Origin of the sequence: Mycobacterium sp. NPDC006124 (assembly GCF_040614235.1) — a bacterium.
Taxonomy (GTDB): domain Bacteria; phylum Actinomycetota; class Actinomycetes; order Mycobacteriales; family Mycobacteriaceae; genus Mycobacterium.
The window spans coordinates 157,771-174,765 of sequence record NZ_JBEXUA010000007.1 but is presented as its reverse complement, the minus strand read 5'-3'; the positions used below and the strand labels follow the sequence as shown (position 1 = coordinate 174,765).

Genomic DNA, 16,995 nt, shown 5'->3' with positions numbered 1-16,995 from the left:
TCAGCCTCGCAGGAACCCGCGCAGGCGCGACACCTCGTCGGCGGTGACGCCGAGGGATTCGAGATAGCCAGCCGAGGAGCCGTATTCGGCGTCGATGGAGCGCTTGGCCGCCGTCAGGTAGTCCTCGTGCACGCCGAGCACCTCCTCGGTGAGTCGTGCCTCGGCGAAGGTGACGATCTCCGGCGTCGTCGTCTCCTCGGCGCGGCTGCGGATCGACTCCAGGATGCGCTCGCGCAACTGCGGCACGGCGGCATTGCTGCGCAGGAAGTCCGCGACGATCGCATCACGTTGCACTCCAACGGTTTCCAGGACCAGTGCGACCGTGAAGCCGGTGCGGTCCTTGCCGGCGAAGCAGTGGGCGATGACGGGCCGCTCGTCGGCGAGTAACGAGATGACCTCACGCACGGCGGTCCGGGCGCCGGGCAGTGACGGAAAGCGCTCGTACTCCTCGGTCATGAACCGGGCTGCGGCCGCCGGCATGTCCTCGTCGTCGGGCTTGGCCGTCAACATCTTGTCGAACGCGCTCTCGTGCGGCGCGGCGGCCTCGTCGGCGGTGAGTTCGTGGAACGGCAGCAGATGCACGGCCACGCCGTCCGGGACCAGCCCGGCACCGCGCCGCTCGACCTCGCGTTGCGAACGGAGATCGGCGACGTCGCCAATGCCGTACCGCACCAGCGCCTCACGTCCCGCGTCGTCCAGACGGCTCAGCTCGCTGGACCGGAACAACCGGCCGGGCCGAATCCCGGTCTCCTCGGCGACGTCACGGAAGTTCCAGGCGCCCGAGAGCTCGGTCCCGCTGGAGACCACTACGAGGTCACCGCAGCGGCGAGGGCGTCCTTCTCCCGGCCAAGCTCGGCCCGCGCGATGGCGCGCACGTGCACCTCGTCGGGCCCGTCGAACAACCGCATGGCACGATGCCAGCCGTACAACCGCGCGAGCGGCGTGTCGTCGGTGACGCCGGCGCCGCCGTGCACCTGGATGGCCCGGTCGATCACGTTGCATGCCATCTGCGGTGCGACGGCCTTTATCATCGCGACCTCGTTGCGCGCGGCCTTGTTGCCCTTCTGGTCGATCACCCAGGCGGCCTTGTGACACAGCAGCCGCGCCTGGTCGATCTCGTTGCGGGACAACGCCACCTGCTGTTGCACGACGCCCTGCTCGGCCAGCGGCTTGCCGAAGGCGATGCGCTTGTTGACCCGGTCGACCATCAGCGCCAGCGCGCGCTCGGCCACCCCGATCGCGCGCATGCAGTGATGGATGCGGCCGGGCCCGAGGCGGGCCTGGGCGATCGCGAATCCGCCGCCCTCCTCGCCGAGCAGGTTGGAGGCGGGCACCCGGACGTTGTCGAAGACGATCTCGGCGTGACCGTGCTGATCCTGCCAACCGAACACCGGCAGCGACCGCAGGATGTTCACGCCGGGAGTGTCGATGGGCACCAGGATCATCGACTGCTGCTGGTGTGAGGCGGCGTCGGGATTGGTGCGTCCCATCACGATCAGGACCTTGCACCGCGGGTCGTTGGCACCGGAGGTCCACCACTTGCGCCCGTTGATGACGTAGTCGCCACCGTCGCGCAGCATCGTCGTCTCGATGTTGCGTGCGTCGCTGGAGGCGACCGCGGGCTCGGTCATCGCGAAGGCACTGCGGATCTCGCCGTTGAGCAGCGGTTCGAGCCACTGCTTGCTCTGCTCGGGGGTGGCGAACAGGTGCAGGGTCTCCATGTTGCCGGTGTCGGGCGCCGCGCAGTTGGTGGCCTCCGGCGCGAGCTCCATGCTCCAGCCGGTGAGCTCGGCCAGCGGCGCGTACTCCAGGTTGGTCAGACCCGACTCCGACGGCAGGAACAGGTTCCACAGCCCGCGGTCGCGTGCGAGCTTCTTGAGCTCCTCGACCACCGGGGGCACGGTGTGGTCGTCGCGGCCGGCCTCGAGGCGGTACTGGTCGTAGGCGTGCTCGGCGGGGAACACGTGCTCCACCATGAAGTCAGTGAGCCTCTGGTGGTAATCCTGCCCTTTTGCCGACATCGCGAAGTCCATGACCGCCACGATATGACACGTGTTGAGTCAGTTGCCGAGCACGGTTACCTCGCCCGTCGCCCCGTCGACGTCGACGACGGTTCCGGTGACCAGTCGCGCGGTCGCGCCGCGCGCGTTGACCACGCACGGCACCCCGAACTCGCGGGCCACGATCGCGGCGTGCGACGTGGGTCCGCCCAGTTCGGTGACGACGGCCGCGGCGTATGCGAACGCCGGGGTGTAGCCGACGTCGGTGACCTTGGCGACGAGGACCTCACCCGGCTGCAGGTCGTCGATGGTCTCGGCCTGCACGACGCGTACCCGCCCGCGGGCACTGCCTCCGGAGACGCCGATGCCCCGCAACACCTCGCCACCCTGAAACGCGGTGGTGGGGCCGTCGGTCGGGGTCCACCGGCCGCTGAACGCCTCGGGCGGCACCAGGTCCTGCAACGTCGCCTGCTCGGCGCGGCGGCGGGCGACGATGCCGGCCATATCCGGAGGTGGCGCGTTCACCTCGTCGACCAGCAGGTAGAACACGTCGTCGACGTCGCCGAGCCGACCGGCCTCGACCATCCGACGGCCCTGCTCCCGCAGCAACCGGCGCAGCACCCAGATGGCGCGCACCATGCGGTCGCGGCGCACCTCCCGCTCCCGAAGCTGGCTGGCCGCGGCCACGCCCACCGGCCTGGCCCGCAACGGCACCTGCGGCAGCCGCGGCAGTTCGCGTGGGAGCGCCGTCAGCGCCTTGGTGACCATCCGAACCAGCAGGTCGGGATCGTCGGCGTAGGTCGCCGACCGCATCTCGACCTCGCCCGGCCCGCGGTGTCCGATGAGGGCCAGCTCCTCGGTGAGTGCAGCCGAGAACGCCGGCGCGCGGGCGGCGAGCGTCGCGGCGTCGACGTCCGGTTCGGACAGCAGCCGGGCGGCGACGGGATCGCGCCGCGCCGCCGCGGCGAGGCGGTGGACCGCGCCGAGCGCCTGCGCGCTGACCAGCTCGTCACCGGCCGCGGGCATCACGTCGCGCCCGCAGAGCAGGCGCATCACCACGCCGTACCCGGCGCACAGCAGGATCGAGGCCGACGAGAGCACCCACCCGTGCACGACGTGGTCTCGACCCAGCAGGATCAGCTCCCGTAGCCGCTGGTCGTCGAGGGCGGCCGGGTCCGACGCGGCCCTTTCGAGGCGCTCGACGTCGGCGACGAAGGCCTGGGTGTCGCCGTGGGAGCCGGCGGACAGGCCGACGAGGCAGTTCGCGAACGTCAGACCGCCGCGCAGTTGCCGGACGAGGCCGCGGGGCTCGACCGGCGGCAGGTGCTCGCCGAACAACTCGAGGCCGTCCTCGGTGTGGCCGAAGAATCCCGACAGCACCAGGTTCGGGTCGATGAACGGCACGGTGTGCGCCATGAAGTGCCCGGTGGTGATGCCGGCGTACAGGCGGTGCCCGAATACGCCGGTGGTTCGCACCGACATCTCGCGTTGCACGGCCCCGCCGGGACGCAGCCGCTCGGAGATCACCAGACCGGCCGCGCGAGTGCCGAGCACCGTCACCGACGCCGACGACGGTGAGAACGGTCCGGCCAGCGCCTCCGACAGGTTGGTCGCGATGAACGCGGGGAAGCGGGGGTCGATGGGCGTGTCGAATTCGCCGGTGACCTCACCCGGGCCGGCCGGCACCGGCTCGACGCCGTCGGCGGCCGGGGCGTCGACCGCGGGGATAGACAGCACGCGCGGCAACCGCCACGGGATGTCGTGCACGGCGTCGCCGACGGTGATCCTGCCGCGACAGGCCAGCGCGAAGTCCTCGATCGCGTGCGCCGCGTCGAAGGTGGGGGTGAGGCCCCACACGTCGCGCAGCGCGGCGAGGTCCAGGGTCGGCACGTCGACGGGCCGGCCGGCCACGAGGCGGGCGAGCAGACCGGGCGCCTTGAGGACGGGCCGGCCGACGGCCTCGGCGATCGCGCGGACCGTCGTCGGCCCGTCGGCGGCGACGTCCACGCGGCCAGTGGGCAGGTCGGCGTCGAGCACCGCCCGCACCAGCACCCGTTCGACGTCGTGGGCGTGCACCACCTGCAGGGGCCGGTCGAAGGATCCGTCGTCGACGAGCACCGGCGCGGTGAACTTCTTCAACACCGCGTCATCGACGTGGCGGCCCAGCACGAGCGCGGTTCGCACCACGATCGCGCCGTCGACTGGCGCGGCGGTGTCGTCGGCCGGCCACGTGGGAGCCAACACGACGACCCGGCCGGCGTCGGCGGCCACGGCGTCCAGGTCACGCGTGCCGCCACAGTGCAGTACCGCCTCGGCCCCCTTGGCGGCGTCGGCCAGGTACGTCCCGGACGTCACGAACTCGACTGCCCCAGGCCAACTCTCGGGCCGCCGCACGCCGATGCCGACGACCTCGTGGCCGAGGGTGACCAGGCGCGCGGACACTCCACGTCCGATCGCGCCGTCGGCGCCCCCGACGACGATCCTCATCGAGACCTAGCCGGCATCGTCGTCGCTGAACGCCGCCAGCAGATCCTGCAGATCCATGTCGGCGATGTCCTGCGTGCGATCCGGTTCGGCCGACGTCGCGGCCTCGGCGGTGTCGGCACCGCTGCCCTGGGCGGCGAGGTTGAGCAGCATGTCGAGCACGCCGGCCTGCCGCAGCCGCTTGATCGGGATGGTCGACACGACCCGCTGCAGTTCCTCGTCGACGTCGTTCTTCGCCGGACCCTGCTGCTCCTCACCGACGAGCTGGGTGCGGAAGTACTCCGCGATCGCCGCCGGGTTCGGGTAGTCGAAGATCAGCGTCGGCGAGAGGGTGAGTCCCGTCGCCGCCTTCAACCGGTTGCGCAACTCGACTGCGGTCAGCGAGTCGAAGCCGTGATCCTGGAACGCCAGGTCCGGTGCGATCGACTGCGGATTGGGCAGCCCCAGCACCGTGGCCATGTGCGACCGCACCAGGTCGAGCAGCAGATCGAACTGCTCATCGGTCGGCAGCCCCGAAAGGCGTTGCGACAGAGCTGAGCGCGACTGCGCCGCGGCCAGCGAATCGCCGACCTGACGGCGGGCCGGACCCGAGATCAGGTCGACGAACATCGGCGGCAACGTGCCCGCCGAGGACTTGGTCCGCAACGCGGCCCGGTCGATTCGGGCGGGCACCAGGAACGGCTCGTCGACGGTCAGCGCCTCGTCGAACAGCGCCAGCGCGTCGTCGAGGGCCAGCGCCAGGATGCCGTCGCGGTTCAAGCGTGCCAGGTCGACGTCCTGCAGGTGGCCCGTCATGCCGCTGGCCTGCTCCCACAGCCCCCAGCCCAGCGACATCGCCGGCAGGCCGTGCGCCCGCCGATGGGCCGCCAGGGCGTCGAGATAGGCGTTGGCCGCGGAGTAGTTGGCCTGCCCGGAGGCGCCGACCAGACCGGCCATCGACGAGAACATCACGAACGCCGACAGATCGTGGTCGCGGGTCAGCTCGTGCAGATTCCACGCCGCGTCGACCTTCGACCTAAGCACCGCGTCGACCCGTTCGGGCGTCAGCGACGTCACCACTGCGTCGTCGATCACGCCGGCGGTGTGGATGACCGCCGACAGCGCGTGCTGGTGGTCGATTCCGGCCAGGGCCTTGGCGAGCGCATCCCGATCGGCTGCGTCCGCCGCGACCACCTGTACGTGGGCGCCCGCGTCGGTCAATTCGGTGACCAACTCGGCCGCACCCGGAGCATCCGGTCCGCGTCGCGACAGCAGCACCAGGTGCCGCACGCCGTGGTGGGCGACGACGTGGCGGGCCACCGAGGCGCCCGCCATGCCGGTACCACCGGTGATCAGCACGGTGCCGGTGGCCCAGGCGTCCGGCATCGTCAGCACGACCTTGCCGATGTGCCGGGCCTGGCTGAGGTGCCGAAGCGCCGCCGGCGCCCGCCGCACGTCCCACGTCGAGATGGGAAGTGGGCGAAGTACTCCCGCATTGCTCAGCTCGGCCACGCCCGTCAGGATCTTGCCGACGCCGTCGGCACCCGCCTCGAAGAGGTCGAAGGCGCGGTAGCGCACACCGGGATGGGCCGCGGCAACCTCGTCGGCGTCACGCATGTCGGTCTTGCCCATCTCGAGGAACGCTCCGCCGCGCGGCAGCAGGCGCAGCGAGGCGTCGACGAAGTCACCCGAGAGCGAGTCGAGCACGACGTCGACCCCGCGGCCGCCGGTGACGGCGAGGAACTTCTGCTCGAAGTCCAGCGTGCGGGAGTCGCCGATGTGATCGTCGTCGAAGCCCATGGCCCGCAACGTGTCCCACTTGGGCTTGCTCGCGGTGGCGAACACCTCCAGACCCCAGTGCCGGGCCAGCTGGACCGCGGCCATGCCCACGCCGCCGGTGCCGGCATGAATCAGTACCGACTGCCCCGGCTGTACGTCGGCCAGCCCGCGCAGCGCGAAGTAGGCCGTCGCGAACCCGACCGTGAAGCCGGCGCCCTGCGCGTACCCCCAGTCCGAGGGGATGGGCAGCACGACGCGGGCGTCGGTGGTCGCCATGGTGCCGGTGCCCTCGGGGAACAGGCCCATCACGCGGTCGCCGACGGCCACCTCGGTCACGCCCGGCGCGACCTCGACGACGATGCCCGCCGCCTCGATGCCCATCGAACCGCCACCGGGGTACAGGCCGAGGGCGATCATGACGTCGCGGAAGTTGGCGCCGATGGCCCGCACGGCGACCCGGATGCGACCGGGCTCCAACGGCTCGTCGGCGTCCGGGATCGCCTGCAGGCTCAGATCGTCGAACGTGCCCGACTCGGCGACCGTCAGCCGCCACGGCGCACCGTCGGCCGGCGGAGTCAGCAGCGACTCCGCGGCCCGGCTCGGCAGCACCCGGGCGGTGTGCAGCACACCGTCGCGGATGACGACCTGCGGTTCGCCAAGCGCCACCAGGGGTGCCGGATCGAATGAGCCGTCGACCACTTGGTCTCCCAGGTCGACCAGGACGACGCGGCCCGGGTGCTCGGTCTGTGCAGCGCGCACCAGACCCCACACCGCGGCGCCGGCCAGGTCGGTCACGTCCTCACCGGGCATGGCGACGGCCCCGCGGGTGGTCACCACCAAGGTCTTCGGGGTGGTCGCGTCCGAGGTCTCCGCCAGCCAGGACTGCAGCCGCTCGAGTGCGAGGTGCGTGGCGCCGTAGACGCCGGCCAGTTCGTCGGATTCACTCGTGGCAGGGACCGATTGGAAGACCTCGTGCTCGCCATCGGGCGTCTGCTCGGCGGGAGTGGCCGGTGACCACACCACCTCGAAGAGTTCGCCGCCGCCGGTGCCGCCGACCGCGGCCGCCAGCTGCTGGGCCGTCACCGGCCGGGCCACCATCGCCTCGACCGACAGCACCGGCAGGCCGAGTCCGTCGGCGAGGTCGATCGACATCGAACTGGTTCCGTTGGGCGCGAGCCGCGCCCGCACGGCGGACGCGCCGGATGCATGCAGCGACACCTTCTGCCACGAGAACGGCAGGGCCATCTCGCCCTCGGCATCGTCGCGGCTGAGCACCACCGCGTGCAACGCGCCGTCGAGCAGCACCGGGTGCACGCCAAGCCCTCCTGCCTGCACCTCCTGTGGCATGGACACCTCGGCGAACACCTCGTCGCCCCGTTGCCACATCGCCTTCAACCCGCGGAACGCCGGGCCGTACTCGTAGCCCCGAGCCGACAGCTGGGCATAAGCGTCGGTCACGTCGACCTCACGGGCACCGACCGGCGGCCAGATCGACAGGTCCGAACCGGGCGTCGACGACGCCACGCTCAGCTCGCCCTCGGCATGGAGGATCCAGGACGCCGAATCCTGTTGGGCGCGAGAGAAGATCGACACCACGCGGCCACCGGCCTCGTCGGCCTGGCTGACCACGACCTGCACGGCGACGCCCTCGGCGGGCAGCACCAGCGGTGCGTGCAGCATCAGTTCGTCGACGCTCGAGCAGCCGACCTCGTCACCGGCGCGGATCGCCAGCTCGACGAAGCCCGCGCCGGGGAACAGCACCACGCCCGCCACCGCGTGGTCGGACAGCCAGGGCTGCGTCGACGTGGACAGTCGGCCGGTCAGCACGACGCCGCCGGTCTCGGGGGATTCGACGACCGCGCCGAGCAGGGCGTGGTCGGTGCGGCCTAGCCCGAGACCCGTGGCGTCGGTCGAGCCGGATCCGCCGCTGGTGAGCCAGAAGCGTCGCCGCTGGAACGCATACGTCGGCAGGTCGAGCAGGCGACCGCCGATGCACGCCGCCTGCCAGTCCACCTCGACCCCGGACACCGACAGCTCGGCCAAGGCCGTCAGCAGCGTCGTGGGCTCGGCAGCGTCCTTCTTCAGCGTCGAGACCGTGACGGGCTCCGACTCGGCGAGCGACATCGCGATCGTCGCCGTCAGACCGCTGGCCGGGCCCACCTCGACGAAGCGGGTCACCCCCGCGGAGGCGAGGTAGCGGGCACTGTCGTCGAACCGGACCGCCTCGAGGATGTGGCTGGCCCAGTACGGCGCCGTCGCGAAGTCCTGACCCGCGAGCTCGCCGGTCACGTTGGAGACGACCGGAATCCTCGGCTCCGCCAGCGTCAATCCACCCGCGACGGTGGTGAACTCCAGCAGCATCGGCTCCATCAGCGAGGAGTGGAACGCGTGCGAGACCGCCAGCTGGTGCACCCGGCACCCGGTGGCCTTGGCCTCCTCGGCGATGGCCAGCACGGCGTCCTCGGGACCGGAGATGACCACGGAGCTCGGCCCGTTGACCGCCGCGATGCCGACGCCGTCGCGCAGCATCGGCCGCACCTCGGCCTCGCTCGCACCGACGGCCACCATCGCGCCGCCCTCGGGCAGGCGCTGCATGAGCCGGCCACGCGCGGCCACCAGGGCCGCCGCGTTCTCCAGCGACAGCACGCCGGCGACGTGCGCCGCGGTCAGTTCGCCGATCGAGTGGCCCAGTACGTAGTCGGGTTCGATGCCCCACGATTCGAGCAGCCGGAACATCGCCACCTCGACGGTGAACAGTGCGGGCTGGGCGTATTCCGTCGAATCCAGCACGGCCGCATTGCTTCCCCACATGACGTCGCGGATCGGCCGCAGCAGGTGGCGGTCCAACTCGGTGGTCACTGCGTCGAATGCGGCGGCGAAGACCGGGAACTCGGCATGCAGCTCGCGACCCATGCCCAGGGCCTGGGCGCCCTGGCCGGGGAAGACGAACGCGGTCTTGCCCGAACCCGTCGCGCGGCCGAAGACGGTGCGCGGGCCGGGCTGGTCGTCGGCGAGCCCCTGGAGTTCGGGCAGCAGGTCGTCGCGGCCGCCACCGAGCATGACCGCCCGGTGGGCGAACGAGGACCGGCCGCCCAGCGTCCAGCCGACGTCGACGGCGTCGAGGTCGGGGTGGGCCTCGAGATGGTCGGCGAGGCGGCGGGCTTGTGCGGCAAGCGCTTCGGGCGTCTTGGCCGACAGCGCCCACGGCACGACGGCCGGCCGGGGTGCCTCGACGGCGGTGATCTCCGACGGCGGCGCCTGCTCGATGATGACGTGCGCGTTGGTGCCGCTGATGCCGAACGACGACACCCCGGCGCGACGGGGCGTGCCGTTCTCGGGCCACGGCTGAGCCTCGGTCAGCAGCGCCACCGAGCCCATGGTCCAGTCGACGTGCGGGGTCGGCTCGTCGACGTGCAGTGTCGCGGGCAGCTGTTCGTGCCGCATCGACTGCACCATCTTGATGATCCCGGCGACGCCGGCGGCGGCCTGGGAATGGCCCATGTTGGACTTCACCGAGCCGATCCACAGCGGCTGCTGGCGATCCTGGCCGTAGGTGGCCAGCAGGGCCTGAGCCTCGATGGGGTCACCGAGCGTGGTGCCGGTGCCGTGCGCCTCGACGACGTCGACGTCGGCCGCGACAAGGCCGGCGTTGGCCAGCGCCGAGCGCAGAACCCGTTGCTGCGACGGACCATTGGGCGCCGTGAGCCCGTTGGACGCACCGTCCTGGTTGATGGCCGAACCACGCACCAGCGCCAGCACCTGGTGGCCGTTGCGCTGGGCGTCGGAGAGCCGTTCGACGACGAGGATGCCGCCGCCGTCGGCGAATCCGGTGCCGTCGGCCGCTCCGGCGAACGACTTGCAGCGGCCGTCGGAGGACAACCCGCGCTGCCTGCTGAACTCGACGAAGATGTCGGGTGCCGCGTTGACGGTGACACCGCCGGCGAGCGCGAGATCGCACTCACCGGTGCGCAGGGCCTGGACGGCCATATGCAGGGCCACCAGCGACGACGAGCAGGCGGTGTCGATCGACACGGCGGGACCCTCGAGGCCGAGCACGTAGGACACCCGGCCCGACGCGACGCTGGAGGCCTGACCGGTCAGCCGGAAGCCCTCCGCACCCTCGGCGCCGACGCCGTAACCCTGGGCGTACACGCCCGCGAAGACGCCGGTGGCGCTGCCGCGCAACGACGCCGGGTCGATGCCACCGCGCTCGAGACCCTCCCACGCCAGTTCGAGGAACAGCCGCTGCTGCGGGTCCATGGCCAGTGCCTCGGTCGGCGAGACACCGAAGAAGCCAGGATCGAAGTCCGCCGCATCGTCGATGAAGCCACCCGTGCGGGCGTAGGACTTGCCGGGCGCGTCGGGGTCGGGGCTGAACAACCCGGCGAGGTCCCAGCCGCGGTCGGTGGGGAAGTCGGTCAGCACGTCACGACCGTCGGCGACCATCTCCCACAACGCCTCCGGCGAGTCGACGCCACCGGGGTAGCGGCACGACATCGCGACGATGGCGATCGGCTCGTCGTCGACCCGGACCGTCGAGGTCGTCGCGGCGACTTCCTGGGGGGCGCCGGCGAGCTCCTGGCGGATGTAGCCCGCCAGGGCCAGGGGGGTCGGGTAGTCGAAGATCAGCGTCGGCGACAGGGCAAGGCCCGTCGCGGTCTTCAGCCGGTTGCGTAGTTCGACGGCGGTCAGGGAATCGAAGCCGTGATCGGAGAAGGCCAGCTCGGCGGTGATGGCCTCGGGCTCGGTGTTACCGAGCACCGCGGACATGTGCGAGCGCAGCAGGTCCAGGATGAGCGCCTGCTGAGCCTGCTCGGTCAATCCGTGCAGGCGTTGTGCCAGAACGGACTTGGACTTGGCCGCGACCAGCGAGTCGTCCACGCGGCGGCGGGCGGAGGTGTTGGCCAGCTGCGCGAACATCGGAGGGAGCAGCCCCTCGGCCGAACGGGCCCGCAGCGCCGTGCGGTCGATCCGGACGGGAGCGAGCAACGGCTCACCCACCACGAGCGCCGAATCGAGCAGCGTCATCGCGTCACCGGTCGACATGGCCAGGATGCCGTCGCGACCCAGCCTGCTCAGGTCGGCGTCGGCGAGGTGGCCGGTCATGTCGCTGGCCTGCTCCCACAGACCCCATGCCAACGACGTGGCGGGCAGGCCGTGGACGCGGCGGTGGGCCGACAGGGCGTCGAGGAAGGTGTTGGCCGCGCAGTAGTTCGCCTGACCGGCCGAACCCACGACGCCGGCCATCGACGAGAACATCACGAACGCCGCGACATTGGACTCGCGGCTCAGCTCGTGGAGATTCCACGCCGCGTCGACCTTGGCTCGGAGCACGGGGTCGACGCGTTCGGGGGTCAACGATCCGACGACCGCGTCGTCGAGGACACCGGCGGCGTGGATGATCGCCGACAGCGGCCGTTCGACGCCGTCGAGGACCGTTTGCAGGTCGGCGCGGTCGGCGGCGTCGGCGGCGAGCACCCGGACATTGGCGCCCGAGGAGCTCAGTTCGGCGACCAACTCTGCCGCCCCGGCGGCATCCGGTCCACGACGGGACAGCAGGATGAGTTGGTTCACACCGTGATTGGTGACGACGTGGCGCGCCACCGCGGAGCCTGCCATGCCGGTGCCACCGGTGATCAGCACGGTGCCGCGGGTCCACGCGGCCGGCATCGTCATCACGATCTTGCCGACGTGGCGGGCCTGGCTGAGGTACCGCAGAGCGGCCGGTGCACGACGAATGTCCCACGTGGTCACCGGAAGTGGCCGTAGGATGCCCTCCTCGAACATCCGGGACAGCTCGACGATGTACTCGTGCATCCGCGGGCGGCCCGGCTCGAAGAGGTCGAAGGCGCGGTAGCGGACGCCGGGGTGGGCGGCGGCGACGGTGTCGGCGTCGCGGATGTCGGTCTTGCCCATCTCGAGGAACGAGCCGCCGCGCGGGAGCAGTCGCAGCGACGCGTCGACGAAGTCGCCGGCCAGCGAGTCGAGCACGACGTCGAAGCCACGGCCGCCGGTGATCTCGGTGAACTTCTGCTCGAAGTCCAGCGATCGGGAGTCGCCAATGTGGTCGTCGTCGAAGCCCAGGGCCCGCAACGTGTCCCACTTCGGCCGGCTGGCGGTGGTGAAGACCTCCAGACCCCAGTGCCTGGCCAGTTGCACCGCGGCGAGGCCGACGCCACCGGTGGCGGCGTGGATGAGGATGGACTGTCCGGGTTGGACGTCGGCCAGTTCACGCAGGCCGTAGTAGGCGGTGGTGAAGACGACGAGCGTGGCCGCGGCCTCGGCATCGGTCCAGCCGGTCGGGATGGACGCGACCAATCGGGCGTCGGCTTGCACGAGCGTGCCGGTGCCCTCGGGGAACAGCCCCATCACGCGGTCGCCGACGGCGAAGTCGGTCACGCCCTCGCCGACGTCGACCACGACGCCCGCGCCCTCACTGCCGAGCAGTGCGTCGTGGGTGAACATGCCCAGGGTGATCATCACGTCGCGGAAGTTGGCCGCGACGGCATTCATCTCGACGCGAATGTGGCCTGCGCGCAACGGTTCGTCGGAGTTGGGAACTTCTTCGAGCGCGAGGTTGTCGAACGTGCCTGCGGTGGCGATGCCGAGCCGCCACGGCTTGCCCGTGGTCGGCGGCTGCAGGACGGCGTCGACGCCGCGGCTGCGGACCACCCGGGCGACGTGGGGCACGCCGGCCCGTACGACGACCTGCGGTTCGCCGACGGCGAGCACCGATGCCACGTCGACGGCGACGTCGGGGTTGCCCGTGGCGTCGACGAGCACGATGCGGCCGGGGTTCTCGGTCTGGGCGGCGCGGACGAGGCCCCAGACGGCGGCGCCGGCCAGATCGGTGACGTCCTCACCGGGCAGGGCGACCGCGCCGTGGGTGACGACGACCAGCGTGGCGGCCGACGGCTCGGCGAGCCAGGTCTGCAGGTGCTGCAGCGCGTGGTTGACCGTGGCGTGCGTCGACGTCACGACGTCGGTGGAATCGGTCGTGGCCGAAAGGGTTTCGTAGACCGTGAAGTCGACGGCGGGCGAAGCCGGCTCGGGCACGGCGACCGCCGACCACTCCACCTCGAACAGTTCGCCGTCGGCACTGGCCTGGCCTACCAGCGCAAGCTGTTCGGCGTTGACCGGGCGGGTGGTCATCGAGCCCACGGACAGCACGGGCAGGCCGAGCCCGTCGGCGAGGTCGATCGACACCGAATTCGGGCCCACCGGTGCGATTCTCGCGCGCACCGACGAGGCGCCGGCGGCATGCAGGGCGACCTGCTGCCAGGAGAAGGGCAGGGCGAGTTCGTGATCCTCGACCGCCAGCGCAATGGCGTGCATCGAGGCGTCCAGCAGCACGGGGTGCACACCGAATTCGCCGGACTGCACGTCCTGCGGGATGGTGACCTCGGCGAACACCTCGTCGCCGCGGCGCCACATCGCGGTCAGGGCGCGGAAGGCCGGCCCGTACTCGTAACCGCGGGCGGCGAGTGACTCGTAGGCGTCGCTGACGTCGGTCGCCACGGCGCCGGCGGGCGGCCACACCGACAGGTCTGCCGTCGACGGACTCTCGCCGGAGCCGACGATGGCCTCGGCATGCTGCACCCAGGCGGCCTCGGGGTCGTCGGGATGGGAGAAGACCGACACGGTGCGCGACCCCGACTCCCCGGGAGTCCCGACCAGGACGCGGATCTGGACGCCGGACGGCGAGACCACCAGCGGGGCCATCAAGGTCAGTTCCTCGACCACGCCGCACCCGACCTCGTCGCCGGCGCGGATGACGAGCTCGACGAATCCGGCACCCGGGAACAGGATCACCCCGCCGACGGCGTGGTCGGACAGCCACGGTTGCGTCGCGGCCGACAGCCGGCCGGTCAGCACGACCTGACCGGTCTCCGGCACCTCCACGACGGCGCCGAGCAGCGCGTGCGCCGCACCGTCGATGCCGAAGCCGGAGGCGTCGGAGGATCCGGTGCCCCCGCCGGACAGCCAGAAGCGGCGACGGTCGAAGGCGTAGGTGGGCACCTCGGCGAGGTGGCCGCCGGCGCACGTCGCACGCCAGTCCATGGCGATGCCGGAGGTGAATGCCTGTGCGGCAGAGGCGAGGAAGCGGTCCCAGCCGCCCTCGTCGCGTCCAAGCGTCGGCACGACGACGGGTTCGGTGGCGGCATCGGTGCAGTCGCGGACGGTGTCCTCGATGCCCGCGATGAGCGCCGGGTGGGGGCTGGTCTCGACGAAGGCGCGGTAGCCATGGGCGGCCGCGGCGCGGACGGCTTGATCGAACTGCACCGTCTGCCGGATGTTGCGGTACCAGTAGTCGGCACCGAGCGTGGCGGCGTCGACGAGATCGCCCGTGACGGTGGAGAAGAACGCGGTCCGGGTCGAGCGGGGCTCCAGGCCGGCGAGTGCCTCCTGCAGGCGGCCGTCGATGGCCTCGACCTGGGCCGAGTGCGAGGCGTAGTCGACGTCGATGCGACGCGCGCGGATCTGCAGCGCCTCGCACTGGGCCATCAGCGCCTCGAGGGCCGACGTCTCACCGGAGACGACGACGGCGTTGCGTCCGTTGACCACGGCGATGCCGGCACGCTCGGGCTGAATGTCCAAGCCCGACAACAGTTCTCGGGAGCGGTCGACACCACAGGCCAGCGAGACCATGCCCGCCGAACCGGACAGTTCGACGAGCAGCTTGCTGCGCAGCGCGACCACCATGGCCGCATCGCGCAGCGACAGCGCACCTGCGACGTGGGCGGCGGCGATCTCGCCCTGCGAATGCCCGATGACGGCGTCGGGGGTGACGCCCACCGAACGCCACAGTTCGGCCAACGACACCATGACGGCGAACAATGCCGGCTGCACGACGTCGACGCGGTCCAGGGTTGGCGCACCGGGCGCCCCCCGCAGCACGTCGAGCAGCGACCAGTCGACGAACTCGGCAAGCGCTTCCGAGCACGCGGTCAGCTTCTCGGCGAACACCGGCGAGGCCGACATCAACTCGATGCCCATGCCGATCCACTGGCTGCCCTGGCCCGGGAAGACGAAGGCGACCTTGCCCACGGGCGTGGCCGTTCCGTGGATCACCCGCGTGACGTCGGCGTCGGACGCCAATTCGGACAGGCCGGCGAGCAGCTGCTCGCGGTCGATGCCCAGGACCACGGCGCGGTGCTCGAAGGACGTGCGTCCGGCCAGTGTCCAGGCGACGTCGAGGTCGTCGAGGTCGGCGTGGGTGGACAGATGGTCGGTCAGACGGGCGGCCTGATTGCGCAGGGCCGTCGCGGTCTTCGCCGACAGCACCCACGGGAGCACGCCGGGGGGCGCGGCGGGTGTCTCGGGGGCGGCCTCCACGGGCGGCGCGGACTCGACGATCACGTGGGCGTTGGTGCCGCTGATGCCGAACGACGAGATGCCGGCCCGGCGTGGGGTGGGGCTGGCGGGCCACGGCTGCGGCTCGGTCAGCAGCGAGACCGCACCCATGGTCCAGTCCACGTGCGGGCTGGGCTCGTCGACGTGCAGCGTGACGGGCAACGTCTCGTGCTGCATCGACATGATCATCTTGATCACGCCCGCGACGCCCGCCGCGGCCTGGGTGTGGCCCATGTTGGACTTCACCGAGCCCAGCCACAGCGGCTGCGTGCGGTCCTGTCCATAGGTGCCCAGCAGGGCCTGTGCCTCGATCGGGTCACCGAGCGGGGTGCCGGTGCCGTGGCCCTCGACGACGTCGACCTGTGCGGCCGTGAGGCCGGAGTTGGCCAGCGCGGCGCGCACGACTCGTTGCTGCGACGGCCCGTTGGGTGCCGTCAGACCGTTCGACGCACCGTCCTGGTTGACCGCCGAACCCCGTACCACGGCGAGGATGGGGTGTCCGAGCCGCTGGGCGTCGGAGAGCCGCTCGACGGCGAGCACGCCGCCGCCCTCGGCCCAGCCGACGCCGTCGGCCGCGCCCGCATAGGGCTTGCAGCGACCGTCGGCCGCCAGACCGCGGTGGCGGCTGAACTCGACGAAGATCGTCGGCGTCGCGTTGACCGTGACGCCGCCGGCGAGCGCCATGTCGCACTCACCGAGCCGCAGCGCCTGAACGGCCATGTGCAGTGCGACCAGCGACGACGAGCAGGCGGTGTCGATGGAGACCGCGGGGCCCTCGAGTCCCAGGACGTAGGCCACCCGGCCGGAGGTGACGCTGGAGGTCATGCCGGTCAGCCGGTAGCCCTCGATGCTGTCGTTGGACATGCCGTACCCGCCGGCGATGACGCCGGCGAACACGCCCGTCGCGCTGCCCCGCAGCGAGGTGGGGTCGACGCCGGCCCGCTCGAGGGCCTCCCACGACAGCTCCAGCAGCATGCGCTGCTGGGGATCCATGGCCAGGGCCTCGCTCGGTGCGATGCCGAAGAAACCGGCGTCGAAGTCACCGACGTCGGTGACGAAGCCGCCCGCGCGGGCATAGGACTTGCCCGGTGCGTCGGGGTCCGCGTCGTAGAGTCCGGCGACGTCCCAGCCGCGGTCGTCGGGCAGCTCGGAGGTCACGTCGCGGCCGGCGGCCACCATCTCCCAGAGGTCTTCGGGGGAGTTCACCCCGCCGGGGAATCGACACGACATGCCGACCACGGCGATCGGTTCGCCAGAACGCTCGAGAAGGGCCCGGTTCTGGGTCTTGAGCCGGTCGTTCTGGACGAGTGCCCGACGGAGCGCCTCGGTGGCATTGGCGAGTTGATCGGCCATACGGTGTGAAACCCCTGTCTGAACCGCCGCGCGTGCAGCGTCCACG

General features: G+C 71.4%; 4 protein-coding genes. All 4 read right to left on the bottom strand.

Features of this window, described 5'->3' with window-relative positions:
* Genes ABZ195_RS16540 through ABZ195_RS16525 form a run of 4 tightly spaced genes read right to left on the bottom strand, consistent with a single transcriptional unit; the run spans nucleotide 1 to nucleotide 16,949 of the window.
* Nucleotides 1-807, bottom strand: a complete 807-nt coding sequence (locus tag ABZ195_RS16540) for a tyrosine-protein phosphatase (RefSeq protein ID WP_355219529.1) — start codon at nucleotides 805-807, stop codon at nucleotides 1-3.
* Nucleotides 807-2,021 (bottom strand): acyl-CoA dehydrogenase family protein, encoded by a 1,215-nt coding sequence (locus ABZ195_RS16535; RefSeq protein ID WP_355219806.1) that lies wholly within the window; start codon nucleotides 2,019-2,021, stop codon nucleotides 807-809. Before ABZ195_RS16535 ends, ABZ195_RS16540 begins: the two co-directional genes overlap by 1 nt.
* A gap of 39 nt (nucleotides 2,022-2,060) precedes the next feature.
* The gene (locus tag ABZ195_RS16530) at nucleotides 2,061-4,487 is read right to left on the bottom strand and encodes a PEP-utilizing enzyme (protein WP_355219527.1); all 2,427 of its coding nucleotides are present in this window, start codon (nucleotides 4,485-4,487) and stop codon (nucleotides 2,061-2,063) included.
* 6 nt (nucleotides 4,488-4,493) lie between these two features.
* Complete coding sequence (locus ABZ195_RS16525; RefSeq protein WP_355219525.1) at nucleotides 4,494-16,949, bottom strand: type I polyketide synthase; 12,456 nt, start codon at nucleotides 16,947-16,949, stop codon at nucleotides 4,494-4,496.
* Nucleotides 16,950-16,995: the final 46 nt, after the last annotated feature.

Coding starts and splice junctions, on each gene's coding strand:
- ABZ195_RS16525 (WP_355219525.1), bottom strand. CDS start 16,949: ATGGCCGATCAACTCGCCAATGCCACCGAGGCGCTCCGTCGGGCACTC.
- ABZ195_RS16535 (WP_355219806.1), bottom strand. CDS start 2,021: ATGTCGGCAAAAGGGCAGGATTACCACCAGAGGCTCACTGACTTCATG.
- ABZ195_RS16530 (WP_355219527.1), bottom strand. CDS start 4,487: ATGAGGATCGTCGTCGGGGGCGCCGACGGCGCGATCGGACGTGGAGTG.